Source organism: Leptospira noumeaensis (assembly GCF_004770765.1).
Classification (GTDB): domain Bacteria; phylum Spirochaetota; class Leptospiria; order Leptospirales; family Leptospiraceae; genus Leptospira_A; species Leptospira_A noumeaensis.
This window is the reverse complement of the sequence record NZ_RQFK01000033.1, coordinates 12,521-37,842: the sequence shown is the minus strand read 5'-3', so window position 1 is coordinate 37,842 and position 25,322 is coordinate 12,521. Positions and strand designations below refer to the sequence as shown.

The following is a 25,322-nucleotide window of genomic DNA, read 5'->3' as shown; positions in this document are numbered from 1 at the left end:
AGTCCCTATCTTCTTTGCTTTACAAGGAAATTTTCTGGAAAAACATATCATTATGAACCCATCTTTGACAGAAAATCCAATTACAGAAAACCCCATCCAATTGGGAAAGGTCTATGTGGAGACCTATGGCTGTCAAATGAACGAATACGATTCGGGAATTGTGAAAGAACTATTCCGGAAAGAAAATTACGAATCAGCCGAAACAATTGAAGATAGCGACATTATATTCTTAAATACCTGTGCTGTGAGAGAAAACGCACATGCCAAAATTTATGGTAGGTTACAATCTCTCGGATACTTAAAGAAAAAAAATCCGAACCTAGTCATAGGTGTCCTTGGTTGTATGGCTCAGAACCTAGGAGATGATTTATTCCACCAAGAGCTTCCTTTGGATTTAATTGTAGGTCCTGACAACTATAGAACTCTACCTGAACTCATTCAAAAAATTAGAGGGGGAGAAAGGGATGTTCAACTAACACGTCTTTCTCGAACAGAAACTTACGATGAATTAGAACCAAAAGTGGTAAATGGAATTCAGGCTTTTGTAACCATCATGCGTGGTTGTAATAATTTTTGTACATTCTGCGTTGTTCCTTACACAAGAGGTCGGGAACGAAGTAGGGAACCGGAATCCATAGTTGCAGAAATTCTTAAATTGGAAGCAATGGGTGTGAAACAAGTCACACTACTTGGTCAAAACGTAAATAGTTATTCTTATGAAAGTACCGACTTCTGTGCATTAGTCGAAAAAATTCTCGCTGAGACAACTGTCGAAAGAGTGAGGTTTACAAGTCCCCATCCAAAAGATTTCCCTGACCATCTGATTTCGCTTATGGCAAAAGAAGAACGTTTTTCTTCCCAAATCCACATGCCTTTACAAGCAGGAAGTTCCAAAGTTTTAAGGGATATGAAACGTAGTTATACGAAAGAAGAATATTTGGATTTAGTCGCAAGTATCCAAAGCCGAATTCCTGACATTGGCATCACTTCCGATATCATAGTCGGTTTTCCAGGCGAAACAGAAGAAGAGTTCCAGGAAACCTTGGAAGTCGTTAAAAAAGTAAAGTTTGATATGTCTTATATGTTTAAATATTCGGAACGCGAAGGGACAATCGCAAAACGAAAATTCATTGATGATGTAACAGAAGAAACAAAAAGCAAACGTTTGATTGAACTTGTGGAACTTCAAACAAAAATTTCTCACGAAAAAAACCAATCCAAGATTGGGCATGAGTTTTCTGTTCTGATTGAAAATACTTCTAAAAAGTCAAAACTAGAGTTATGTGGTCGTTCCCATTGCGGTCGAATGGTTGTTTTCCCAATTCCAGAAGGAACGTCCACAAATCCTTCTGATTGGATTGGAAAAACTGTCACTGTTAAAATAGAATCAGCAACCAGTGCCACCTTAAAAGGAAAACTAGTTGTCTAAACCCGTTGATTTACGAACTGTAAGAGTTCATTCAAAATCAGACTTACCACCAGGTTTTATGGTGGATACGGATCGTTTGGGAAAGTGGAAACGTTTCAAACCATCCATTCTTCGGATTTACATTCTAAAAGAAATTTTAAGCCCCTTTCTTGTGGCTTTATCCTTTTTTACCATGATTTATATGGCAGTGGCCATCCAAAAGATGATAGGTCTCTTTGTGGGTAAGGGTGTTGATTTTTTCCGTCTCCTAGACTATATGGGTTATGTTTTTGGTAACACTTTGCCTATGACGATTCCCATGGCCTGCCTTATGTCTGGGATTATGGCTGCGGGTCGTTTGTCGGGTGATTCCGAAATTACGGCCATGCGTGCTTCTGGTGTATCTTTTCCCTATATCTATTCCAACTTCCTTGTTTTTGGTTTTTTAATGACCCTAATTGTGGGGTATTTGAATTTTTATTTAGGACCAGAAAACACTCGTAAGATGAAGGATTTTGATAACTGGATTGCCACCTACAATCCGTTACTTGCCATTCAGCCTGGCCAATTTTCAGGAGATAAAACTCAGGATTTTTTTTCAGAGAAAGGTCGTACGATGTACTCTGGTGGAATCGATGAGGACGGCAATCTGAGTAATGTCCAAATTCGAGAATGGGCAATTTCTGCCGATGGAACAGATATCATTATGGTAAACAATTTGGCAGTACCCATGGGTGGATCCAGAATGTTGCAGATCATTAACGCCAAAGAGGGACTGTTAGTTGAGAAAAAGAATTTAAGTGGTGAATACGAAAAGTCTGTTCGTTTGCGAAAGGGGTATGTGATCGAGTGGGATCCGGAAACAAGTGCCATCGGTATCACAAACTTTATGGATGGGGAAATGGATTATAATACCCCAGCGAAAAAAGATACAAAAACCATGAGTATCAACGTAAAACCGGATACCTTTTCTTTACCTATGTTGTTTGAAATTCGAAATGCAATTGAATCCGAAGGACTGGAAAAAATTCCCGGTTTGGAAATTTTGAAAGAATACGGTCTTTCCATCAAAGGTGTCGGTGGATTGAAACAAATGGTCGAGCAGTTTAAGTATGAGCTTATCGTTGGAGCCACATCAGGCAACCAAGAAGATATGGCCCAGAAATTTGCCCTTTTCACACAGCTTTCGGAACTCCTAAATGAATCAAAAAAAACACTCACCGGATTTAATGTAGAAATTCACAAACGATTCGCGACTCCTATCTCCTGCCAAATTTTCTTTTTTCTCTCATTCCCACTTGGTCTTGTTGTCAAACGATCCGGAAAAGGAATGAGTTTCACCTTGGCCGTTATCTTTCTTTTGATTTATTATACTTTTTTTATATTTGGATCTGGAATTTCCTACAAAGAAAATGTTCCCGATTGGGTGGGACCATGGTCCGCAAATATTGTGATTGCCACACTTTCCATATACATTATGATTTCACGCACTGATGCTAAGTTGCCTGAGTCCATTCGGAGTCGTTTGGGCTTTTATTACCGGTTTCTGGACAGGCTTGAAGAGAGAATTGAAATTGTAAAAAATCGGTTCCGAAAAGACAAATGAGACAAAATTTGCTAGAAAATTCCTCTTACTACAGTCATATAGAATCAGTTGGAAATACAGGAGAACTGGTTTGAAAACATCTTATATTTGGAATCTTTCGCACGGGCGCCCATTTCCGGTTGAGCTCTGGAAACATTCAAAAATCAAGATCCAAGTCAACCAAATGGACTTGAACGAGCTTGATCGCATTGCGATCACTCCCAATGATATACATATATTGTTTGTGCAAGTTACGCTAGCGGAATGGAAACAAATACAACAAACCATTACTTCTTTTGAAGGAAGTCCTTTTGTATCTCTAATTCTTGTTTCTTCTCCCGATGGAGCAGAACAAATTCAGGAACTAGTACAATCTCATTCTAAATATTTGGTTTTAGAAAATCCCCTTCATGTTCGTGAACTAAGGATGATTTTAGACAGAACCATCCAATCAGAATCTTATAAAGCAGCTGCTTTAGACATTGGTAATTCTTGTTTGGAGAACGTTGGATTTTTTGAAGGTGTATTTTCATTGGCCCACCAAGAATACGAAGAATCCAAAAAAGAAAATGAAGCCTTACGTTCTATTTTACAATACGAAGAACTAGTGAAACGTTCCCAAGCTGGAATCAGCACTGCTTTGGAAAAAGTAAACGACATGAAAAACCAAGAGTTGATTGAACTTCACGAACGAGTGAAAGCAAGCCAACAATTGGATGAACTCCGTGAAAAAGAATTGAAACAAGCTCTTGAACTACAAAAAGCAACAGAAGAAGTTTTAAACTATTCACGAATCGAAGAAATGAACTTAGACAAAATTCTACGTGCTCAAGACAGATTGTTTGAATACACGGAACAAGAGATTAAAGAACTTGTAGAAGAAAACAGATCTCTCAAAAAGAAACTTGGTTTAATCTAAAAATCCCTTCCAACCTTTTCTGCTATGGCAGTGTATTCTTTGGAATCCTGCCCATAGTGGATTTCTGCAAATCGTAATAAGTGTTTTTTCTTTAGTTCTTTAAATTCGTAATAGAGTTCTTGGTTCTTTGATTTAATGGCTGTTTGTTCCATTTTTTCATACGACAAAGCAAGGAGTCTATGAGGTTCCGCTTCCGATTCGTTTTTCGAAGATAGTTCCATATAACGATGTGTAAAATCAATGACTTGTAAGTAATTTTTAAAGGCTTCTTGGTGTTTGATATATTCTCTATAGATTCCAGATTTTAAATCTAAGTAGGGAGCACTTTCTTTTACCTTTGGATTTTCGATTTTATCCAGAAGGTTCATCCCTTTCACAAGTTTACCAACGGTTTGTGATCTTAAGTCAAAGATTTGTTTTTGAAATTCCTTTTCTTTGTTTTCCCTTCGAATCTGTTTTTGCCATTCGTAACGATCTTCGTAATACACATCTTTTTTTGAATCTTCTCTATTTTTTTCGATGTTTTTTTTTCCCAATTCAAACTGATCGATGGCACTCGCGTATTCTTTATTTGCATCTTGCCAACGTTTCTGAGAATTCTTTTCATCAATCAGATTTAAGATGGGAATGGTTTCCAGTTTTTTTGAATCTTCCCCCCAAGGTGATCCTGATTCCGGTGTGGATGGCAAAATTGATTCCACACGGGTTTCTGTGGAAACGGTTTGTTTTGTATCTTTGGAACTAAGAGAATAAGATCCTAGGAAAATCAAAGAAATCGATAAAAATAAACTAGGAAATTTCATTTACAGGGAAACTTTCCTTGAATCCTAGATATTGGCAAGAACTATCAATCTATGGTACTAATTCAACGTAAAATGGAAATCACCAAAAAGATCGTATTAATTGCTCACGACAACAGAAAGGAAGATCTATTAGATTGGGTGAAATATAATAAAGGAACCTTAAGCAAACACCATCTATCCGCCACAGGAACGACTGGAAAGTTGATTCATGAACAAATTGGCCTTCCTGTCTTTCGATTCATTTCCGGTCCACTCGGTGGGGACCAACAAATTGGTTCAAAGATTGTAGAAGACGGAATTGATTTTATGGTTTTTTTCTGGGATCCACTTTCTGCACAACCGCATGATCCAGATGTAAAAGCATTACTTCGAATTGCTGTTTTATATAATATTCCGATGGCATGTAACAGATCCAGTGCTGACTTTTTAATTTCATCGCCGTTAATGGAAACAGAATATAACAGACAACTGATTGATTATGGATCAAGAATACCTGCAAAAAATTAGAGTTTCTTTGACTCCGAAATGTTTTGCTGTTAGTCTATGTCTTCTTTTGAACATAAAGTAAAGAATGGGGAATAGAAAGTATTTGGATATTGGCCAAAGGAAAAATTGGATCTGAATTTCATCGGAAAGGATACTCGAAGTACCACCATTCTGACCGTCTAAAAAGAGATGTAAGTGTTGGAATTTATTAAAAGGTCCTTTTTCTTGTAGGTCTTGAAAGTAGTTATTTTTGCTGTAGGAAATATGTTTTGCCACCCAAACCGTTTTCCAAAAGGGAAGAACCTTCATTTCTAAAATTACTTCTTCTCCAATTTGAATGGAATTAGGAGCTTTAATGACTTTGATTCCTTTTTGTCCGCCTACCAAGGTTTGGAATCCTATTGGATTTTCATGGAACTGGAATAGAAGTTCTTTCGGAATAGGAAAACTGGATCTGTAAACAAACGTATTCATACTAATTAGAAGGAATTTAAAACAAAAGATGTGGCATCCGTTTCAAAAAAAAAGACAGAGTTTAAAGATTTCTGAAGAAACCATTGAAAAAATTAATGAAGAATCGGCTCGCATCGGGATAACACAAGTTCTTTATTTAAAAGTTTCCAGAGACAATGTAGGAATGGGTTACGTAAATATTGATTTTACAGAGAAAACAAAATTAGACAAGGGACCGATACGTTTTGCAAACAAAAACGATGAAATTCTACTTTCTCGTGGAGAACTAAGATTTGAATTTGGGAAATTTTATTTTTACCCAAATGTAGATTTAGAATGGAAAAGGACACCTAGGCCAGAAATTCATCAATTGCTTTCCAATTATACTTTTACAGAAGAACCAATTTATTTAGAATCAGAAAACTTCCTAAGTTTACGCCCGATTCTTAAGAATTGTTTTCAGAAAGAAAAAGTGGTTTCGGTATACTTTAAAAAGAACATCTGCCAGTTGGAAATTCCAATTCTAACAAAAGAAAAAGAAGTAAGGATTTCTGATGAGATCCTTACTTATCTTTCTTCTCTTTATTTAACTCCATTGGCAAAATGACATCGTCACCAGTAGCCAGTTCTTTTTCCCACCCGCGAACATTTGGTTTAACCGATGAAATTGATTTCCCAAGTTCCGTAATTTCGCCTTGAAATAAAGTTTTTCCTCTTCTTTGAAATTCTAATTTAGAATTTTTTTGCAAACCATCATCTTTTCCCAAAGAAACAATCACTTCATCTTTTTTGATCTTTAAGATTCTCCCTTCTTTGGGAAGTAAGTTCTTAATTCGTTCTCCCATACGGTGGATGACAGTTGGCAAACTATCGCGTCCCTTTTGGTTTGTTGACCAAGTGGCAATGTCTCGCAAACTATCTCTATCATACAAAGATATATCTAAACGAATGTCCCCATCTTTCAATTGGTATTTCCCATGTACAACATAGCGTATTTTGACTGCATTTCTACGTTTCGAATCTAATAAGTGCAGGTTATCCACTGTAAACGGTAAGGTTTGTGAAAAAGGATGGTAGTTAGTTTCCTTTAATAATCCTCGGATATGGCTTAATTCATTTCCATCCACAACTCGGACTGACTGTATTTGTTTAAGATTGTATCGTAATGCTTCCGCTAACAGTCTTCCGGCTTGTAAATGGTAAGGAAAAGGTAAACTGGATTCCAAATCAAATACATATACTTCTGGGCTAAAACGTATGGTATTTTCTTGGATTAAGTTAGGTTCGATTTGAAGATATCCTTCTTTAAATTCCAAAGATTCTTTGAGGTTTTTGATCGAAAATTCCAATTTGTTTTGGAGTTTAAAAGAGTTGGGATCTTCTTCTCGTAAACGTAATAGTAGATTTGTATATTTAACTGCTTCCCCTGTTTGGTTATAAAATTCAAGTAATTCCTTTCGGATAACAGGGGTTTGTGGGCTTAAATCCTTAGCTCTTTTTAAATGGAATAGGGAACTTTTGTGATAAAACGAATGTTTTTCAGAATAAAACCGATCTCTTCTATAATCTCCAAGTTCCCTTCGAAGTTTTGATTCTTCCTTTTCAGAGTTAATCGAAAATTCTTCTGCTTCAAAACGCAATATTTCATCCAAATCATCCAATTGCAAGGCGCGCCGATAGTGGTAGGTTGCAAATTTTGTTTCTCCCAATTCCCAAGCTAAGTTTGCTTCCAAACTATGGTATAATTGGTTCTCTGGAAATTCCCTGGCCAATTCATAAATGGTACGAAGTGCACGTTTTTTAATTTCTTTGTCAGTTAGAAAATTGGATAAAATGATATCATGATAAACCGAGTAAAATCTAGCTTGTTCTCCTTTGGGATCAAGATTGAGAGAATTTGACAGTGTTTCCTCAATCGCTGGTAAAGTGGATTTCAACTGGTTTGGGTAAAAATAATTTTGATACAATAACACTTTTGCTTTGAATGCAAAACCCTCTGGGTCATTTGGTTCCTTCTTAGTATAAGAATCAATAGCACTAAAGGAATCATTGTAATTTTGTTTAGTAAAATAGAGTTCAGCTAACATCCGTAATAAATCAGATGGATCACCTAATCTAGTTCCTAAAGTTTTTATTTTATAGATTGCTGAATCCAATTTACCCTGTTTTTGCAAGGACTTTGCTTCTGTGATTCGTAAGGCTGTGTGGTTTGGAAATTCGACAAGAAGTGGATCGATTAGTTTGGAAATCGAATTAAAATCAGAATCCAATAAATAAATTTCAGAAAGTCCAGTCACTGCAGCGATGTGTTTTGGCTCACGATCTAAAATTTCCAAGTAAAACTTTTTACTTTCTCGGTAGGCCCCAAGTTTAAAACTACAATCGGCAACCCCGAGTTTGGCCTCGATAGAGTTGCGATTTTTTTGTAAGGCAGATTGAAACAACTGAATGGCCTTTCTACAATTGTTTTCTGATTGGAATTGTTTTCCATCAGCAATATCTTCTAATGCATTTGGCTCGGATTTGAGTAGATTGTTTGGCAAAAAAAATCCAATCCAAATGATAAAAATGAAAATAGATTTAACGAGGTTCTGGAACAAAATATCCTCCTTCATCTCTACCTTTGACTCCTCTATGTTCCACACCAATGGCTAGTTTAATGTAACGATTGATAAGTTCCGGATTCGTATCAGTTTTGTAGGAGAGGATGTATCTATAATCTATATGAGATTTTAAAGTTTTATATAATTCTCTTTCTTCACCTTCACCATCTAATACTATGTATCTACCGTTTGTTGGTGCAGTCATGTCAGACCAAGATTCTTCAAGGGAAAGATTGGGGTTTACTGTTAAAACATAAATGGGAATTGAGTGAGCCTTCGCAAAAGCAACAATCCGCGATTTTTGGTATTGTAAAAAACTTTCTTCTTTGCTTTCTCCAGAAACTAAATAAACAAGTGCTTTTGGCCCTGTTTCTATGGATAATTTTTGCAAAGCGGCTATACTAGCCTTACCGAAGTTATATTTTTCTTCAGACACACTGTCTCGGATTTTTGCTAAGATATCTCTCAGTGAAACCGTTTCTGGTAAAATTAAATTACTATCTTTACCCGCTCGGTATAAGGAAATTTTATCTGTATCATGTAAGGAACGAAAAAATGGAAATAGTCCGTCTTCTAGAGAAAGTTTTCCCTTTTTTAATCCTTCACTATTTTCATAAACCATTGCTACTGTTAGTTTTTCGTTTAACTTATTTTTTCTAGCTAATGAAAATAGGGGTGTCATGTTATCGTTTTCGAAAATTCTAAAACTTAATCTGTCGATCCCAACAATCTCTTTTCCTGCACGATTCCGAACACGAGCATAAATGTGAATGTCTGGAAATCCAGATGTATCTACTGATTCAATTTTTAAATCCAAATTAGAAAGTAAGTGGTTCTTTTGGGAAAAAATATCAATTCGATGTTTTCCAAAATCAACAAAATACAAACTACCTGTAGAATCCATATTAGTTGCAAATGGGCGAAATAAAACTCGATACACACCTTTTTTGTCTCGGAATTTACTTTGTTTGTTCCATTCACCTTGTAACAGGGAATACGTCCAAATTCCCGTTAGCTCATCCGTTAAAAAAATTTGATTATCTAAAATTCGAATGCTTCGTGGTTTTTTCCATTCTGGTTTTTCGATTGTATTTAAAGTATTCCCATCACCATCAAAGATAACCACTCGTAAGTTGTCTTTATCCACTACATAAATTTTGCCATCATGAACAGTAATTCCTGAAGGGTTACTTAGTTTTGAATTACCTGATCCTTGAATTTCTAATACAAACTTTCCTGTAGGATTAAATTTTTGAATTCTAGCATTGCCTGAATCAGCTACATAAAGATTTCCACTTTGATCAATAAAAATAGAAGAGGGGCCTCGGAATTGGCCGTGGCCTTTTCCTGATCCGCCAAACGAAGATATGAAACTTCCAGACAAATCAAAAATTAGAACTTCATCCCGAGAAAAATCGGCAACATAGATTTTTTGATTATAATATGCTAATGAAACTGGTCTGTCTAACTTTCTAGTGATCCCACCTCTCCAATTGGAAATTGGTGTTCCAGCAGCATTAAATTTAATAATGTTCGAAGTATCGAATCCTGCTACGTAAAAATTCCCATCTTCATCAAAGGTAATGTCTACCGGATTTCGAAACCGGTAACCTCGCATCGAATCCCCTTCAATGGTTTTAAAATATACTTTTTCCTTATCAGTCACACCACCAGCAATGGCTAGTCGAAGAGCTTCAATTTTATTGATGATGAGTAGGTCATTTTTTGCTTTAGAAGTAAGAATTTCTAATTCATCCAAAGCTTCTTCCCATTCACCTAACAAATAGTAGTTATTTGCAAGTTCCAGGCGGGCTAAATGGAAATCTTTCTTTAAATTGACAGCTTTTTGAAATCGTTCCTTGGCTGCGGAATACTCTCTTAAATTTTTATAAGTAAGACCACGTTTGAATTCTTCCTTGGCATTCTCTTCGCCCAGAGAAAAATTGGGAAAGTCCAGAGGGAAAACTTGTGTGCTCACCAATAGAAAGAAAAACGATAGTAACTTTCTCAAAGACATTCCCTCCGCTCCCAATCTAATGGGACATAATCTACGAGTCAACCCCTTCCTTGGGATTCGGTCCTCTAGTTTTCTCTTTATTCTCGACAGAATGTTAAATTTAGACAACATGGAACTTAAGTTATGTCTCCTGAACTGATAGAACGCGAAGTCCGCCGCAGAAAGACCTTTGCCATCATTGCTCACCCTGATGCGGGGAAAACAACCCTCACAGAAAAACTCCTTCTTTACGGGGGTGCGATCCAACTTGCTGGGGCTGTAAAGGCCAAAAAGGAAGGAAAATCTGCCACCTCTGACTGGATGGCCATGGAGAAGGAAAGGGGAATTTCGATCACTTCTGCTGCCCTCCAATTCGAATATAAAAATAACATTTTAAACCTCCTAGACACTCCAGGTCACGAGGACTTTTCGGAAGACACATACCGCACCTTAATGGCAGCAGACACTGCCGTGATGGTTTTGGATGCCGGAAAAGGGGTCGAACCCCAAACTATCAAACTTTTCCGTGTTTGCCGTGACCGTGGAATTCCCATCATCACCTTTATCAATAAAATGGACAGGCCCACTAAGGACCTTTACGCTCTTCTAGATGAAATTGAAAAAGTCCTTGGGATCAAAGCAGTTCCTGACGTTTGGCCACTGGGAACTGGTTTTGATTTTAAGGGAGTGTATGACCTTCGCGACCAACAATTGTTTTTATTTGACCGAACTCCTGGTGGAAAACAAAAAGCTGTCTTTCGTATGGCTGGACCAAATGATCCAAGTTTAGATGAACAGTTTGATGCAGAAATTGTAACAGCTTTTCGGGAACAAATTGATCTGGTTGAAAATGGGATTGGCCAGGTTGACAAAAACAATTTTTTACTGGGAAAGGAAACGCCAGTTTACTTTGGTTCGGCGGTTAATAATTTCGGAATCGAACTGTTTCTAAATAAGTTTTTAGAACTTGCACCAGGTCCTGACCATATCCCGCTTAGGGATGGAAATTATTTAGATCCCATCAATGCGCCTTTTAGTGCCTTTGTATTCAAAGTACAGGCCAATATGAACAAGGCACATAGAGACCGAATTGCCTTTCTTCGGATATGTTCCGGTGTTTTTGAAAGAGGTTTAAACGTAAATCATAACCGCTTAGACAAACCAGTAAAACTTTCATCTAGTTTTGCTTTTTTTGGACAAGATCGTAATACAGTAGATACAGCTTTTCCAGGTGATATCATTGGGCTTGTGAATCCGGGGACTTATAAAATTGGCGATGTTCTGTCTACAGGGAACACACCACCACTTCGTCCACTCCCTAGTTTTGCTCCTGAACTTTTTGCAACCATCTCTTGTAAAGACACCTTACAATTAAAATCTTTTAAGAAGGGTCTTGACCAATTGGCTGAAGAGGGGATTTTACATCTTTTCACCTCACGAACGATTGGTGGTGGTGTTCCCATCATTGGCGCTATGGGAAAACTCCAATTTGAAGTTTTCCAACGCCGCCTTAAAGATGAATATGGATCAGATACCTCTATTCATATCCTTCCTTATGGAATTTCTCGATGGGTAAAAAAGGAAGATCGTTCCAAGATACCATCTAACGCTAATTTGGTAGAAGATTTGTTTGGAAATATGGCACTTCTTTTTGATACAGAGTGGGATATGAACTATTTTCACAAAAACAACGAAGGAATCGAACTTTTAGATAATCCTCCTTTGGAAGATTAAATAACTTGAATCCCAATCCAGGTGATATCATCTAGGAATGGGATTCCTTCGGAATAGGCTTTGATTTTAAGCTCTAACTCTTGTTTAATGAGGGACATATGTTTTGTTTCCACAGAACTAAAAAAATGAAGTAAATCAGGCTCATATAACTTTTCTCTCTTCGAATTTTCTACGTCTTTTAACCCATCCGTAAAGAGATAAAAACGGTCACCTTTTTCAAGAGGAAGTTCTAATATTTTCGGTTCTCTGTTTAATAACATCCCAAACATAGGGTTTAATTTTTCATAACATTCTATTTTTTGTTTCGAATGATGTAACATACCGGGATGGCCTGCATTACCATATTGGATTGTGTTTTTATTAAAATCAAAAAGTAAAAATAGAAAGGGAACAAAGGCGTATGGATCTGGAAAATTGGCAGATACTCCTTCATTCATTTTTTTTAAAATGAGTTTGGGATCGGATTCTGTTTTCACAATCTGATGAAATAAAACTCTTAACACTGTCATCATCATCGCCGCTTTGACACCATGGCCAATCACATCACCAAGTGCAAAAATACAACGATTGTTGCCCAAATCAATATAGTCATAGTAGTCACCTCCGACTTGGATCAGAGGTTTGTATAAAACTTCGTAATCTAGATGTGGGAGTATAATGATTTGGTTTGGGAGGTATTTTTTTTGTAAATCTTTTGCATAAGCCATTTCCATTTCAAATTCTAAACGTTTTTTGGTGATGTTTTGAATTAAAACAAGAGCGCCGCTAGCAAATTTATACTTTTGTTCCAAAAACCAAAGTTGGTATGTGATCTCGAGTGAATATACAGAACCATCCTCAGAATAAAACTCAGATTCATCTTTCCTAAGGTTCTGCGTATCACTTTGTAATTTTGAATCGTATTTTAAAAATAAACTGACTTCCTTTTCAATCCATTCTTTCACAGAGAGTTGGTCCCGGTAAAGATTCGATACAAAAAGGTTGGGTTCAATTTCTTGGTTTTCTAATAGGATTTTTCCCTTGGAATCAAAGAGTATTGCTGCATAGGGATATTCTTGTAGAAGAAGTCTAAGTTTTTGTTTTGATTCGATTTCTCGGAGAGAGATGACCGTTGAAAATAGAAAAGATAATACAAATAAAGAAATCAGTATCAAAATATTTCTATTTAAGGATTCTTTAATCGGAACTAAAACCAAATCCTTGGGACTGACAATGAATAGGTGGAGTGGTAGTTCATACATGGGAAAACTTACTACAAAATATGCCATTTCATCTTTTAAGGATTCGTGAAGAGAAGGTAAATTGGAATGAGTTTGGAGAAAGGAGCTGACATCAGACTTCCAAAAATCAGAAACCAGAAAATCATCTTCTATAAATCCTGATATTCCAAAATCTCCCGAGCTATTTAAGACAAAAAGACCTTCATTGGAATCACTATAGGGTGAATCAAGCAAAGCATCTTCCAAAAATTTTGCTGAATGGATCGAGAGAAATTTACCGTTGGATACAATTAAGTAAGAATTGATTTCCGACTCCCATTTACAACGAACAAGAATCAATTCCTGTGTTTCTAAACTATCTTTTGTGATCGGGGAACAATGAGACTGGATTTGAGGAAACTCTGATATAGGGAGGTATCCAATATTTTTTTTGTTGGTAAGGTCTGAATTGATTTGTTCCCGGATTTGGTTTTCTAAATCGATTGTCAAAAGTTGGATTCGGATGAGTTGGAATCTTTGGTTCCAGTCCAATGCTTCTCTGTACCTGGAATAAATCATCGATGAAATCAAAAGGAAATAGGGAATGATGAGAAATGCAATGATCGAAAGAAATAATTTAAGAAAGGATTTTGTTTTGACTACGTATAAGAAATTATTAGACAACTCACGGATTCTATGTCCCAAATACACGGATTAGTTTCCTTGGTTGGTTCGTTTCAGATAAATTTTATTAGGAACCTCTTCATTACCCAATCGATCGATTGCGGAAATTTCAATTTCCAAGTCATTCGGACAAGAATGGATGATACCCATCCAGGAATTTTTTGGATCCCATTCGAACCATTCTGATTGTGGATTTTTTCCACAGACTGTGCGAAACCGAATGGTATCAAGCCCCGAACCCTCATCGATAGCTTTCAGTTGTAGATTTGTATTTTTTGAAACGTATTGAATGGATGACTTTTTATATATTTCTGGCTGCCAGTGGAACTCAGTTTTTGGTGGAGTGTTGTCCACACTAAATTCCCAAACTTGCATAGAATCAGAAACTCCTAGTTCATTGGTTACTTGGTATTCTAATTTATAATCACCATCTTTGGAAAAACTGAGTTCAGGTAGTTTGGTTACCTTCCATGCACCACCGTTCAAGCGGTATCGCACTGATGTTTTCATTGGATGTGTTAGAATTGGTTTTACTTGGATTTTGTTTTCAGTCAAAAAGAAATGATTGGTTCCTTCTGAATTGCTAATCGGAACAAGCACATCCGCTGTATTGGGTTTACGTGAAACAATTTTTGTTGGTTCTTTTGGTTTGGGTTTTCCAAAAGACTTAACTGCATATAAATCCGTCCAAAATCCGCGCACTTGGCGTTTGGCGACGGCACGAATTCGAAAGTATTCGTATCCATTGGGAATAAACAGTTGGATTTTACCTGGATTGGATAGAACACGAAATGGAATTTCTAAATCAAATGAAGTTTGTTTCCATAACTCAAATTCATATTGAATGATATCCTCTCTGTCTGGTTCCAGAGAGAATTTGAGGTTTTTTGATTCGGAAAGTATAGGACTGCTAGTCACGATTAGTAAGGAGAGAACTAAAGAAAACCTCAAACGTAACAACGGATTCATTCTTCTTTTGGTTTCGGTGGGTCCGGCAAAGTAAATGGTTTTAACGGAGGTTTTCCCTTTTCTACAAAGGTAGCAAATCCCGAATTTACATTTACTGTTACATTTTCGGCAGTTACCGCCACAAGTCCCTCGTAACAACTTAAAGTTGTGTTTCCAGAAGCATCAACCTCAGTCACAAAGTCAGTTCCCCTGACTTCGGAAACTGCGGCATCTGTTTTTAATAGAAACATACGTTGGTTTGTTGATGGTTTTTTCTGAATGAGAGAACGAATTCGCCCTCTTCGTAAGTAGAGCTCATCTGGTTCCGTATCTGATTTTCCTTTTTCCATAATCACGTGGCTGTTTTCTGTGATTTCAAATCGTGATCCTGATAACAAAAGGAACTGTGCTTCTGATTCTTTGAAGGTTCTAACTTCATCCTTAGCATAAAGTCCTTCCCCAAGAGTTGCCGAAGTCCAATCAGATTTTTTTTGAGATACTTTTAGAACTTCAGTTTTTCCCGAATACCTTTGGATGTCCGCTAAGGGTTTTTTACCTAAACTTTTGGGAATCCATAACTTCATCCCAGGAATGATGAGATTGGGATTATCGATTTGGTTGGATTTGAGTAGTTCCTTCCATTTTCTCGGATCATCCAAATAAGTTTTAGAGATGATACTGAGAGTTTGGCCTTTTTCTACAACTATCGTGATCCCGTCACCTTCTGGTGGTTGGATGATTGGTTTCGATTCAGCAGAAACTGATATAGGAGAGAAATTTGCTAAAATGATAAAAAGAAAAAGATAAAAAGAGAAAGGGTAGCGGGGTGGTTCTTCAATAAAAAAGGCGGAAGTTTCCTTCCACCTTTTCCTTCTATACAGACTACTAAAGATGAGGAAATTTTGAAAATTCATACAATCCTCATCTTTAGACCTGTTAGTCGATGTTTTCGGCAACTAATTCTGCAATGTCTTTTACTTTGACAGAGTCAATTTTTTCAGCCGCTTTGACACCATCTGTAATCATCGTGATACAGAATGGACAAGCTGTTGCGATGGTTGTGGCTCCCGTATCCAGAAGTTGTCCTGTACGTTTGCTATTCACACGTGTACTTTCTGGGTTGGATTCATCCACATGTTCTTCCATCCAGTACTGCGCACCACCGGCACCACAACAAAGTCCTTTGGAGTGATGGTCGACTGCTTCTTCGATTTTACCACCGGATACTTTTTTCACAACATCACGAGGGTTGTCGTAATTGTTGTTATAACGACCGATGTAACAAGAGTCGTGGTAAGTGTATTTTCCTGTGTTTGCATCATCAGCCACTTTCACATCAATTTTACCATCTTTGGAAAGTTGGTTGATGTATTCCGAGTGGTGGATGACTTCGAAATTTCCACCAAATTGTGGATATTCGTTTTTGATTGTGTTGTAGCAGTGTGGACAAGCAGTCACGATTTTTTTAATTCCGTAACCGTTGATTGTGTCTACGTTTGTTTGTGCTAGAGTTTGGTAAAGGTATTCATTACCACCGCGGCGAGCCGAGTCTCCAGAACAACCTTCTTCGGTTCCAAGGATTCCAAAGTTCACTTCTGCTTTTTGCATGATTTTGACAAAGTCACGAGAGATCTTTTTGTTTCTTTCATCAAAAGCACCCGCACAACCTACCCAGTAGAGTACGTCGACGTTTTTGTCTTCTGCTTCTGAAAGAACTTTAACACCAAGTCCATCAGCCCAATCTGCTCTTGTATGAGCTCCCACACCCCATGGATTGGAATTGTTTTCCATGTTTGTGAAGGCTTTTTGTAGTTCTGGACTCATTTTTGATTCAGCAAGAACTAAGTGACGGCGCATTTCAATGATGGCGTTTACTTGGTTGTTTCCAACAGGACATGCTTCCACGCACGCATAACAAGTAGTACATCCCCAAAGTGCTTCTTCACTTAAACCTTCATGTGAGTTGATGACTCCTGTGTCTAAAGCAGCAACTGCTTCTGCACCTTCTTCAGGAGTTTTGCCTGCACGAGCAGCCGCAACTTCTGGCATCTTCTCTAACATTTGGTGTTTGAGTTCTACAATGATAGCTTTTGGATTTAATACTTTACCTGTTCTATTGGCAGGGCATTCCACTTGGCAACGACCACATTCGATACAAGACATACCATCAAGTAAGTTTGGCCAAGGGAAATCTTCTACGCGGTTTGATCCCCAAACGGCATTTTCATCATCTAAATTGAGTTTAGATAGTTGGCCTTTAGGAGTGTCTGTCGCAAGGAAGTAGTTAAACGGAGCAAAAATTAAGTGAGCGTGTTTTGATGTAGGAACATACAACATAAACGAGAACACAGTGATGATATGTCCCCACCACATAATTTGAAAAACGATATCTGCAGAAGAGTTCGCAACACCAATGGATTCCCAAACGGATCCGATGGCTCCATCAATGAGACCGGCATGAGTGAAGTAAGTTGCCGCAACCGTTTTGGCACCATTTCCAAGTAAGGTGGTGACCATAAGAGTGGCAATCATACTAATCACAATCGCAGAAGCTGGAGAGTGAACATCAAGGCCCTTTGCCTTTTTGATCCAACGTCTCCAAGCAAAGAATCCAAGACCTGTTAATACAAGGATGGAAACATAGTTAACTGCTTGTTCATAGATATGGTTTGCCGCTTCTCCGAATAAAAAATCAGGTAGAGCAAATTTGTATGGATCGTCCATAACATAACCAAACACACCAGCAACCATTTGGCTTGTTGTGTGGATGGTATACACGAGGAATCCGTAGAATACAAACGCGTGCATGATACCGCGCACTGGTTCTCGGAAGTTTTTCTTTTGAAGGACAACGTTTATTAAAAAACTTTTTAAACGAAATCCGATATTTAGGTTCTTTTTTGCATCTTCATTGAAGAAAGCAGGACGACCATTGAAGATCAGTCCGAGCCTGTAAAGGATGGCGCGGACAAACACAATGTTTGCTACGACGAAAAATGCTGTGAATAATAGGTGAAAGAGTATTCTTCCGATATCCATTTATGTTTATGCCCTTAAGGTGTTTGGTATTTCCTAGGATTTGTATAGAAAAATGAATGTCCAGGAAAATTCGGTTTTTACAGGGATCTATCAGGAGATTTCCTGTCCAAGTAGGTAGAGATCATGAACTTAGACTCGTTTTCATTTAGCTCAAATGACCCCGCAGATGCTGTCCTTTTGAACGCCGTAGCAGGCAAACGCATCTCTCCTGCCGAGGCCCTCATCCTCTATAAAACAGGAGATTTTTTAAAGATCCAAATGGTGGCCCGGTACCTTCGGGAGAAGGTAAGGCCACACACCCAAGCCAGTTACACGATGTTCCGGGTTGTGAATTATACCAATTATTGTAATGTGGAATGTAGTTTTTGTTCCTTTATGGATGAGATCGGGAATGGAAAAGGTTACGTCCTCTCCAAAGAAGATATCCTCCAGAAAATGGATTATGCCGTAGAAGAAGGAGCTGACCAAATGTTCCTCCAAGGTGGTGTGTATCCAAACCTTCCTTTTGAATACTATTTGGATGTGATTCGCACTGTGAAATCCAAATACCCGAAGATGCATATCCGTGCCTTTTCCCCTGTAGAAATCATCAATTTAGAAACCATCACGGGAAAACCTTTACGAGAAGTATTACTGATTTTAAAAGAAGCTGGCCTTGATTCGGTTCCAGGTGCAGGTGCGGAAATTCTTACGGAACGAATGCGCCAAATCATCTCTCCCAAAAAAGCCACAGTATCAGAATGGGTGCGAGCGATGGAAACCTGCCACGAAGTGGGACTACTCGGATCAGCAAACGTCGTTTTTGGATCGGAAGAAACGGAAGAAGAGGTGATTGAACACCTAAGTGTGGTTCGTGACCTGCAAGATCGTACAGGTGGATTTTTATCCTTCATTCCTTGGACCTTCCAACCACAAACAAAACGCTTCAAAGTGAGGCCCGTTCCAACGCATGAGTATTTAAAGGTTCTGGGAATCTGTCGGATTTTCTTAGACAATATCAAACATATTGAAACATCCGTCATGGTGCTCGGAAAAGGCGTTGGGCAACTGGCACTTTATTCTGGTGCTGATGATATTTCTTCTGTTGTGATTGAAGAAAATGTCCTCCGTTCCTTTGGATTGAAAACAGAAAAAGAAGCACGAAAATTTCTGACAGAAGGTGGGTTCCAACCAATCCGACGGAATTTACTTTATACCGAAGAATATGACTGCAACCAAGTGGGAGTGGATCTGGGCTAATCGCCAGATTAGCTTTGGTGTCCTTTCCGTTCAGTACTGGGCACAGGGCAAAAAAAAAGATGGGGGATATGCTCCCCATCTTTCGAAATTTTACACCTTATCCGTAATGGACATAAACTGAGAATCAGTCTCAATTTCAATGCTTTTGATTTTCTTTAAACTTGTCGATCATTTTTTTAAGATTCGATCAGGGTAATTCGGTTTCTGCCCTCATTTTTTGAGGTGTAAAGGGCCGTATCAATTTTGTGGTAGAGTTCGTCAAAACTTGGGTCGTCTTCGGGACGGAATAGTGTCGCACCGATGGAGACGGTTAAGGTCAGAGATTCCCCTGGTTGGTTGTGGATCGGAATTTGCAAACGTTCCAATTTTTCCCGAATGGATTCTGTAAGTATCTCCAAACCTTCTTTATCGATAGGAGATACTAATAAACAAAACTCATCTCCACCAATCCTTGCTGCAATGTCAGTGATTCTCGTTCTCGATTTTACAGTTTTGGCAAAGGCTTGGATGGCAAGGTCACCTTGTTTGTGGCCATACTTATCATTGATGGCTTTCAATCGGTCCAAATCTAAAATCACAAGTCCAATGATGAATCCTTCCCGGTTGGATCTTTTTTTATAGAGATCAAATTGTTCTAACAGATGACGCCTGTTAAAGAGTTCGGTCATAGAATCCACTCGGGAAAGGTCTTCGATTTTTTGATTGATACGAAGTAATTTACCTACGGTGATTCGTAACCTAGCTTTCACTCTGTATTCTTCGAAACGCCAATAGTTGATGAGAAGGTTTGCAACAAACCCAAAGGCAAGTAAAAAGGATACTATCAAAACATCTTGGTAAAAGATAAACCGATCAAATCCTTGGATACGTGAAAAATTTAAATGTAAGGGAATGAATACAGCTATGTACAAAGTAGAGAGTAATAAAATCCGAAAGGGCTCAATCCACAATAGAATGGATGCACTCGCAATGACAATGGCAGACCCGAACAAATAATACGCATGGTTTGGTTTATCATAAACCATCATTGGAATGTAAAGCAGGATGAGACCGATCAGAACTAAACTAGTAATTCCATAAATATGCCTTTGGAACAATCGGACTTTTTTTTTCCCGAATAAGTAGACAAAGAAACAAAGCGCAAGGGAGGAAATTCGAAAAAAAGCGATCCAGAAACTGGCTTCTTTCGTGCGAACAAGGGAATCCACAAAAAGTAATGAAATGATAGACGTAACCGCCGTCATCACACTGAAAATTTGTAAAGAAGAACCAATATCAGAAATATTTGTGGCGGTAAAGGTTGGATGGTAGATTCGTAAAAACATTTTACGAAAAACAAAAAAATACCTTTTGAATGTATGCCTACGCATATGGAACCAGTGCTAAGGATACAGAAAATCTAAGATCTGTAAACCATTTCCCGAATCAGAAAATGATTACCTTTCTTTGGGATTTGGCAAGAACCTCAGGGATGGTCAGACCGTCACTTCCTAAGGTACGAATCCTTTCTCCATTGGTATAAAGAATGACCCCTTTGATTCCAAAATTACCAACCATGGTAAAAGAAATTTGGTCCAACCTATCCTTTAAGATTTCGATACTTCCACCGTAATTTATGTCTTCGGAAACAGAAATGTGTAGGATTCCATTTTCCAATCGGTAGTTAGGTTCCATGCGAACTCGTTTGGATAGGGCTGACAATACACCCTTTCCTTTTTCCTCTGCATTCGGACCTTTTGTAAGTTCTTGGAATAAAAATGGAATGGGGTCTCCACCTGGAAATTCTCGAGAAAGTTTCACAAGTTGTGATTGGCTATTTTTACCAGTACCATAAAATTTTAAAAAATATACAGGTAAATAACCCGCCTCCGCTTGCAGGCGTTTGCCGGCGCCAGGAAACCTGTCTTCTGGAAGAGTGATTTCTGGAATGGTATCATCCACAAATTTTGACTTAGTCGTTTGTTTGGGAGCGGTTTCTGGAAAGGTTTGGGTGAGGACTTCTTCTTCCCAGTTTAAGTCATCTTCCCAAGATTGCTTGTTGTTAAAAGGATCTGAGGGTTCTGCAAATTTTGTTTTTTCTTGGGTTTTTCCAATGTTACGAAAACCCTGTTTGGGAAAGATATTTCCCGAAGTTTTGGGATCAAACCCCATTGATTTTTCTATGAGAACGAGTACAAGGAAAATCCCGCCAAGCAAATAGCGTAAAGATTTCCATTTATCTTCTTGGATTTGGGGAAGTACCGCCACACTATCAATGTCGGAGAAGTAGAGAATTTCGAATTTAAAAAAACTCTTTTAAAGTAGGTAAATCGTCGAATTTCCAATGGAAATCCGGGATTTCGCCGGGAAGGCCATGGCCATAGGTACAAAATCCAAAAGGACATCCATTTTCTTTGGCAGCTTCCCAATCGCTAAACCTGTCACCAATCATAGCAATTGCCTTGGGCTCTAAATTGTATTTACGAACGTATTCAGCAAGGATCTCTCCTTTGGTATGGATGGTGTCTTGGTTGATCACTACAATGGGTTCGAAGTATTGTAATACACCTGCCGTGTCTAAAACGGTTTCGATATAGGCTTTCCTTCCATTGGAAGCGCAAGTGATGGTATAACCTTTTTCTTTTAGGTAGTGAATGGTAGAACCAACACCAGCGTAAAAATCACCACCGCCACTTCGAATCGAGTCACAAAGCAGGTCTAGAACCCTTGCGGAAATTCCATCTCTTTCCACTTCAGGCAAACTGGGGAGAAGGTTGGCAAAAATGGTTCGCACTGGTTTCCCAATTTCATTCATGATTTGGTCATGGGTTGGTAAGGACGCAATTTTTCCTGTCTTGGAAGCAAACTCTTCGATTGCCTGCACGTACGTCTTAAAGATTATGGATTCTGAGGAAAATAAGGTTCCATCGACATCGAAGGCGACCATGCGGATTTCCCCCAGGCGGTTTTTTTGCATTACCACCAGAAAAGAATTTGGTGGTCTCTTGGCAAGTAAGGAATTGGAAGTTATGCTCGTGCAAAGCAGTTTATCAGAAGTTCTTCGGGCGCGCGAAGAGTTGTATTCCCGGACAAATTGGACGGATTATACCTCGCAGTTACAAAACCGAGTGAAGGGGGAAGACCTTTCTAGGTATTTTGTACTAACTGAATCAGAAGAAATTGGAATCCGTGAAACCATTCGTTTGCATGTTTCCACCACTCCTTATTATCTTTCTTTGTCGAGTCCCACTGACCCTAATTGTCCCATTCGAAGGATGATTGTTCCTAGGTCCGAAGAAGCGGTGTTTTCCTCGGAAGAAAGTGCAGATCCTTTGGATGAAGAAAGACTAAGTCCTGTTCGTGGGTTAACCCATATGTATCCCAATCGGGTACTTTTATTCTCCAATCATTCCTGTAGTGTGTATTGCCGTCATTGTATGCGAGGTCGCAAAGTTTCTTCAAATGAAGAACGAATGGAAAAAGGGGATTTAGAAAAGGCATTTGAATACATACGGAATCATCCCGAAATTGAAGATGTAGTAGTTAGCGGTGGTGACCCTTTAAACTTAGCAGATTCTAGACTGGAGTGGATCCTTTCGGAATTAAATTCCATCCCTCATGTTAAAATCTGTCGTTTGGGTACAAGAAATCCTGTCACTTTGCCATTTCGTATCACAGATGCACTTTGCAAAATCATAGAAACTTATAACAACGACAAACTTTCTATATTTTGTAATACCCAGTTCAATCACCCCAATGAATGTACAAAGGAAGCAAAAGAAGCCATCCTACGTTTGTTAAAAGTAGGTGTTTCTGTGGGGAACCAGTCCGTTCTTTTGAAAGGGATCAATGACAACGAAGAAACCATGCTGACTCTTCATAAAAAACTTCTGGAGATGAGAGTTCGTGCTTATTATCTTTATGACCCAGAGCTCATCCCTGGATCCCGTGGGTTTCGCACTCCTCTCGCACGAGGGATTGAAATTGTAGAGTATATGCGAGGAAAAATTGGCGGGATGGGGATCCCACAATTTGTGAATGACCTTCCAGGTGGTGGCGGAAAAATCACTATTGCACCTAACTGGTATTTGGGGTACATTCCAAAAACTCGCCAACATGTATTCCGTTCGGCGGTCACAAAAAAAATTCATTTTTCTTTTGAACCAGTAGATTCGGAAAAAGAATCCTATTATCCTGTTTTGAGTGATGAGGACTTGAGGAAACTGGGTATATGAAACGCACTGTCATTCTTGCTTGTGATGTATATGACCCAAATACACCAGAACTCTCTCAGGAATGGGAATCTTTAGACACCATTCAAAAAATGGAAACTACCATTCAAAATTTGGGTTATGAAGTTGCCGTTTTATCAAATCCTTCTGAAATTGCTTCAGTTCTATCGGGAATTCCAGTAAATGAAAGAGACCAATGGATGGTTTGGAATCTAGTAGAAGGTTATCATTCCCCAAATCGCGAGGCATACATACCAGCGTTATGCGAATATTTGGCAGTTCCTCATACAGGAAGTTCCGCATCCGTCCAAACCCTCACATTAGATAAATACAAAACCAAACTATTATTAAAATCCTTTGGAATTCCCACTGCAGATTTTTGGCTCGTGGACGCGGGGACAGAAAAACCACCGGCAGCTTTACCCTTGTTTGTGAAACCAAATGGAGAAGGTTCAAGCCTAGGCATTGGGGAAGAAAACCTCATCCAAACGCATAAAGGTTGGGAAAAAGTTGTACCAACACTCCTTAAGAAATTCCACTTGGTTCTTGTCGAATCTTACCTCTCGGGAAGGGAACTCACCATTGGAGTTCTTGGAAATAAAGGAAATTACTCGGCTACTGCTCCGGCTTACGTGGACTATCCTGGATTCGTTTATAGTAACCTTGTCAAATCCAAGGAAAGTTTTGTTGAATCCTTAGATTTTGCAGTACCAACTGAACTGACAATTTCCCTTCAAACTTATGCCATCCAAATTGCAAACATCCTTGGAAGTTCCGGTTACCTTCGCATTGATTTTAAATTAGAAAATGGATTTCCTTATTTATTGGAAGTGAATGCAACACCAGGATTTTCTCCGGTATATTCCACATTGCCTTTGTTATGGGAAAAAGCCGGAAGATCATATTCCGAACTCCTAAACCACTGTTTGGAATTAGGATTTTCAGAATACGAGCACCATCATCGTTACAATTATGCAAAGGAAAAAAACCTATGAAGATCACTGAAATCTTAAAAACGGATGTAGAAACACATCCAGTTCTCCGCTCCCAGTGGTTGTTAGAACGAAATGTAACCATGAGTTTTAATGACTTAATTTTATGGTTAAGCCAGGAATACTTTGTATCCATTGGTTTTGTGGATTGGTTTTTATTAGTAGCCGCTAAAACAAGGGATCAAAATGCAAAGATTGTCCTTGTGGAAAATATTTGGGGAGAACTCGGAGAAGGGAAAATAGAAGACACCCATGTTTCTATTTTAACGGAATTTTTAACAAAACTTAATTTTGATTTTTTGAACCATCATTTATTACCAGAAACAAAAACCTATTTAGATAAAATGGAATCCATTATTGAAAAAGGATTTTTTTATGGACTTGGTGCCTTAGGTCCGGCAAACGAATACCTTCTCAAATTAGAATATTCTCAGATTGCTCTTGCTTACAAAAAACTTAAATCGGAAATGGCTTTGCCTGAGGGGAAATTTTTTCAAGTGAATTTGGATGCGGATGAAGGCCATAGCCAACGGATGTTTGAACTCATTGAAGAAACAGCCAAATCAGAAGAATCTAAAAAACAAGTGATGGAAGGAAATTTACTCGCACTTGTAGCCCGGGAAGATTTTTACAGAGGCCTTTCCCGTTTGGACAAAGAAAGTGTTTTAAGATAGTTTCTTTCGAAATCGTTTCAACAAATACATCGTTGCCATTCCAAGAAAGGGTACAAGGGGCAAATACAAAAGAATACCAAAGTATTTGTAGATGTCCATTTTCCAGACTAGTTGTCTGACAGCAAAAAAACCTGGGTAACGATTCCCTGATGTTATGAACTGCACTTCGCCGGCACACAAATCTCGACTCAACTGTTTGTGGAGGACTTGAAGTTCATTGTCTGTGAGTTGGTGGTAGGAAACAATGGCAATTTGGTCCCTTGTTTTTTCACGAATGGATTTAGCAAGGCGAGTGCAAAACTCACAATTTCCATCATACACTAAAACTGAAGTTTGAGGTTGCATCTCT

The 25,322-nt window shown here is 38.4% G+C and carries 22 protein-coding genes; 10 read left to right on the top strand and 12 right to left on the bottom strand.

The genetic code is table 11. The features are described 5' to 3' along the window. Positions 1-52: 52 nt before the first annotated feature. The 3 genes from miaB to EHQ24_RS16935 all read left to right on the top strand — a co-directional run bounded on the left by miaB (position 53) and on the right by EHQ24_RS16935 (position 3,912). A complete protein-coding gene (gene miaB / locus EHQ24_RS16945) occupies positions 53-1,429 on the top strand; it encodes a tRNA (N6-isopentenyl adenosine(37)-C2)-methylthiotransferase MiaB (RefSeq protein WP_135602816.1) in 1,377 nt (458 codons plus the stop codon). Then, positions 1,422-3,014, top strand: a complete 1,593-nt coding sequence (locus tag EHQ24_RS16940; protein WP_135602815.1) for an LptF/LptG family permease — start codon at positions 1,422-1,424, stop codon at positions 3,012-3,014. The genes miaB and EHQ24_RS16940 overlap by 8 nt, the downstream gene beginning before the upstream one ends. 70 nt (positions 3,015-3,084) lie before the next feature. Continuing rightward, positions 3,085-3,912 carry a hypothetical protein gene (locus EHQ24_RS16935; RefSeq protein ID WP_135602814.1) on the top strand — a complete coding sequence of 276 codons (828 nt, stop codon included), beginning with the start codon at positions 3,085-3,087 and terminating at the stop codon, positions 3,910-3,912. Here EHQ24_RS16935 and EHQ24_RS16930 read toward each other — a convergent pair. Beyond that, on the bottom strand, positions 3,909-4,715 hold the full coding sequence (locus tag EHQ24_RS16930; RefSeq protein WP_135602813.1) for an FcpA-related putative periplasmic flagellar protein: 807 nt from the start codon (positions 4,713-4,715) through the stop codon (positions 3,909-3,911). The genes EHQ24_RS16935 and EHQ24_RS16930 overlap by 4 nt on opposite strands. A 51-nt stretch (positions 4,716-4,766) precedes the next feature. Between EHQ24_RS16930 and EHQ24_RS16925 the strand changes: the two genes are divergently transcribed. Continuing rightward, a complete protein-coding gene (locus tag EHQ24_RS16925; RefSeq protein ID WP_232227652.1) occupies positions 4,767-5,222 on the top strand; it encodes a methylglyoxal synthase in 456 nt (151 codons plus the stop codon). On the opposite strand, the gene EHQ24_RS16920 is transcribed toward EHQ24_RS16925, so the two are convergent. Then, a complete protein-coding gene (locus tag EHQ24_RS16920; RefSeq protein WP_135602812.1) occupies positions 5,199-5,675 on the bottom strand; it encodes an SRPBCC family protein in 477 nt (158 codons plus the stop codon). The two genes, EHQ24_RS16925 and EHQ24_RS16920, sit on opposite strands and share 24 nt — an antisense overlap. 28 nt (positions 5,676-5,703) lie before the next feature. Here EHQ24_RS16920 and EHQ24_RS16915 point away from each other — a divergent pair, with 28 nt between their 5' ends. Continuing rightward, positions 5,704-6,261, top strand: coding sequence for a hypothetical protein (locus EHQ24_RS16915; RefSeq protein WP_135602811.1), 558 nt, complete (start codon positions 5,704-5,706; stop codon positions 6,259-6,261). On the opposite strand, the gene EHQ24_RS16910 is transcribed toward EHQ24_RS16915, so the two are convergent. Together EHQ24_RS16910 and EHQ24_RS16905 are read right to left on the bottom strand one after the other, a co-directional pair. Beyond that, positions 6,218-8,254, bottom strand: a complete 2,037-nt coding sequence (locus EHQ24_RS16910) for a tetratricopeptide repeat protein (RefSeq protein WP_135602810.1) — start codon at positions 8,252-8,254, stop codon at positions 6,218-6,220. The two genes, EHQ24_RS16915 and EHQ24_RS16910, sit on opposite strands and share 44 nt — an antisense overlap. Further along, entirely contained in the window at positions 8,235-10,274 is a 2,040-nt protein-coding gene (locus tag EHQ24_RS16905; RefSeq protein WP_244310495.1) for a 6-bladed beta-propeller, read from the bottom strand. The genes EHQ24_RS16910 and EHQ24_RS16905 overlap by 20 nt, the downstream gene beginning before the upstream one ends. Before the next feature lie 123 nt (positions 10,275-10,397). On the opposite strand from EHQ24_RS16905, the gene EHQ24_RS16900 reads away from it, so the two are divergent. Beyond that, the gene (locus EHQ24_RS16900; RefSeq protein WP_135602808.1) at positions 10,398-11,987 is read left to right on the top strand and encodes a peptide chain release factor 3; all 1,590 of its coding nucleotides are present in this window, start codon (positions 10,398-10,400) and stop codon (positions 11,985-11,987) included. On the opposite strand, the gene EHQ24_RS16895 is transcribed toward EHQ24_RS16900, so the two are convergent. The 4 genes from EHQ24_RS16895 to EHQ24_RS16880 are packed head-to-tail and all read right to left on the bottom strand — an operon-like array spanning position 11,984 to position 17,857. Further along, entirely contained in the window at positions 11,984-13,891 is a 1,908-nt protein-coding gene (locus tag EHQ24_RS16895; RefSeq protein WP_425270097.1) for a PP2C family protein-serine/threonine phosphatase, read from the bottom strand. The two genes, EHQ24_RS16900 and EHQ24_RS16895, sit on opposite strands and share 4 nt — an antisense overlap. Positions 13,892-13,900: 9 nt before the next feature. Further along, positions 13,901-14,839, bottom strand: coding sequence for an LBF_2017 N-terminal domain-containing protein (locus EHQ24_RS16890; protein ID WP_135602806.1), 939 nt, complete (start codon positions 14,837-14,839; stop codon positions 13,901-13,903). Beyond that, on the bottom strand, positions 14,836-15,732 hold the full coding sequence (locus tag EHQ24_RS16885; protein ID WP_135602805.1) for a FecR family protein: 897 nt from the start codon (positions 15,730-15,732) through the stop codon (positions 14,836-14,838). The genes EHQ24_RS16890 and EHQ24_RS16885 overlap by 4 nt, the downstream gene beginning before the upstream one ends. 22 nt (positions 15,733-15,754) lie before the next feature. Beyond that, on the bottom strand, positions 15,755-17,857 hold the full coding sequence (locus EHQ24_RS16880) for a (Fe-S)-binding protein (RefSeq protein ID WP_135602804.1): 2,103 nt from the start codon (positions 17,855-17,857) through the stop codon (positions 15,755-15,757). A gap of 123 nt (positions 17,858-17,980) precedes the next feature. Here EHQ24_RS16880 and mqnC point away from each other — a divergent pair, with 123 nt between their 5' ends. Then, positions 17,981-19,096 carry a cyclic dehypoxanthinyl futalosine synthase gene (gene mqnC, locus EHQ24_RS16875; protein WP_135602803.1) on the top strand — a complete coding sequence of 372 codons (1,116 nt, stop codon included), beginning with the start codon at positions 17,981-17,983 and terminating at the stop codon, positions 19,094-19,096. 176 nt (positions 19,097-19,272) lie between these two features. Here the strand turns inward: mqnC and EHQ24_RS16870 are convergent, their stop codons facing one another. The 3 genes from EHQ24_RS16870 to EHQ24_RS16860 all read right to left on the bottom strand — a co-directional run bounded on the left by EHQ24_RS16870 (position 19,273) and on the right by EHQ24_RS16860 (position 22,022). Beyond that, the gene (locus EHQ24_RS16870; protein WP_244310494.1) at positions 19,273-20,421 is read right to left on the bottom strand and encodes a GGDEF domain-containing protein; all 1,149 of its coding nucleotides are present in this window, start codon (positions 20,419-20,421) and stop codon (positions 19,273-19,275) included. A 100-nt stretch (positions 20,422-20,521) separates the two neighbouring features. After that, positions 20,522-21,343 (bottom strand): GerMN domain-containing protein, encoded by an 822-nt coding sequence (locus tag EHQ24_RS16865; RefSeq protein ID WP_135602801.1) that lies wholly within the window; start codon positions 21,341-21,343, stop codon positions 20,522-20,524. A 34-nt stretch (positions 21,344-21,377) separates the two neighbouring features. After that, positions 21,378-22,022, bottom strand: coding sequence for an HAD family hydrolase (locus EHQ24_RS16860; protein ID WP_244310493.1), 645 nt, complete (start codon positions 22,020-22,022; stop codon positions 21,378-21,380). 82 nt (positions 22,023-22,104) lie between these two features. On the opposite strand from EHQ24_RS16860, the gene EHQ24_RS16855 reads away from it, so the two are divergent. Genes EHQ24_RS16855 through EHQ24_RS16845 form a run of 3 tightly spaced genes read left to right on the top strand, consistent with a single transcriptional unit; the run spans position 22,105 to position 24,973 of the window. Then, a complete protein-coding gene (locus EHQ24_RS16855) occupies positions 22,105-23,310 on the top strand; it encodes a KamA family radical SAM protein (protein ID WP_135602799.1) in 1,206 nt (401 codons plus the stop codon). Then, positions 23,307-24,302 carry a D-alanine--D-alanine ligase family protein gene (locus EHQ24_RS16850; RefSeq protein ID WP_135602798.1) on the top strand — a complete coding sequence of 332 codons (996 nt, stop codon included), beginning with the start codon at positions 23,307-23,309 and terminating at the stop codon, positions 24,300-24,302. Before EHQ24_RS16855 ends, EHQ24_RS16850 begins: the two co-directional genes overlap by 4 nt. Then, positions 24,299-24,973 (top strand): iron-containing redox enzyme family protein, encoded by a 675-nt coding sequence (locus EHQ24_RS16845; RefSeq protein ID WP_135602797.1) that lies wholly within the window; start codon positions 24,299-24,301, stop codon positions 24,971-24,973. Before EHQ24_RS16850 ends, EHQ24_RS16845 begins: the two co-directional genes overlap by 4 nt. Here EHQ24_RS16845 and EHQ24_RS16840 read toward each other — a convergent pair. Then, positions 24,965-25,318: a DCC1-like thiol-disulfide oxidoreductase family protein gene (locus EHQ24_RS16840; RefSeq protein WP_135602796.1), complete on the bottom strand. Its 354-nt coding sequence runs from the start codon at positions 25,316-25,318 to the stop codon at positions 24,965-24,967. The genes EHQ24_RS16845 and EHQ24_RS16840 overlap by 9 nt on opposite strands. Between the last annotated feature and the right edge of the window lie 4 nt (positions 25,319-25,322).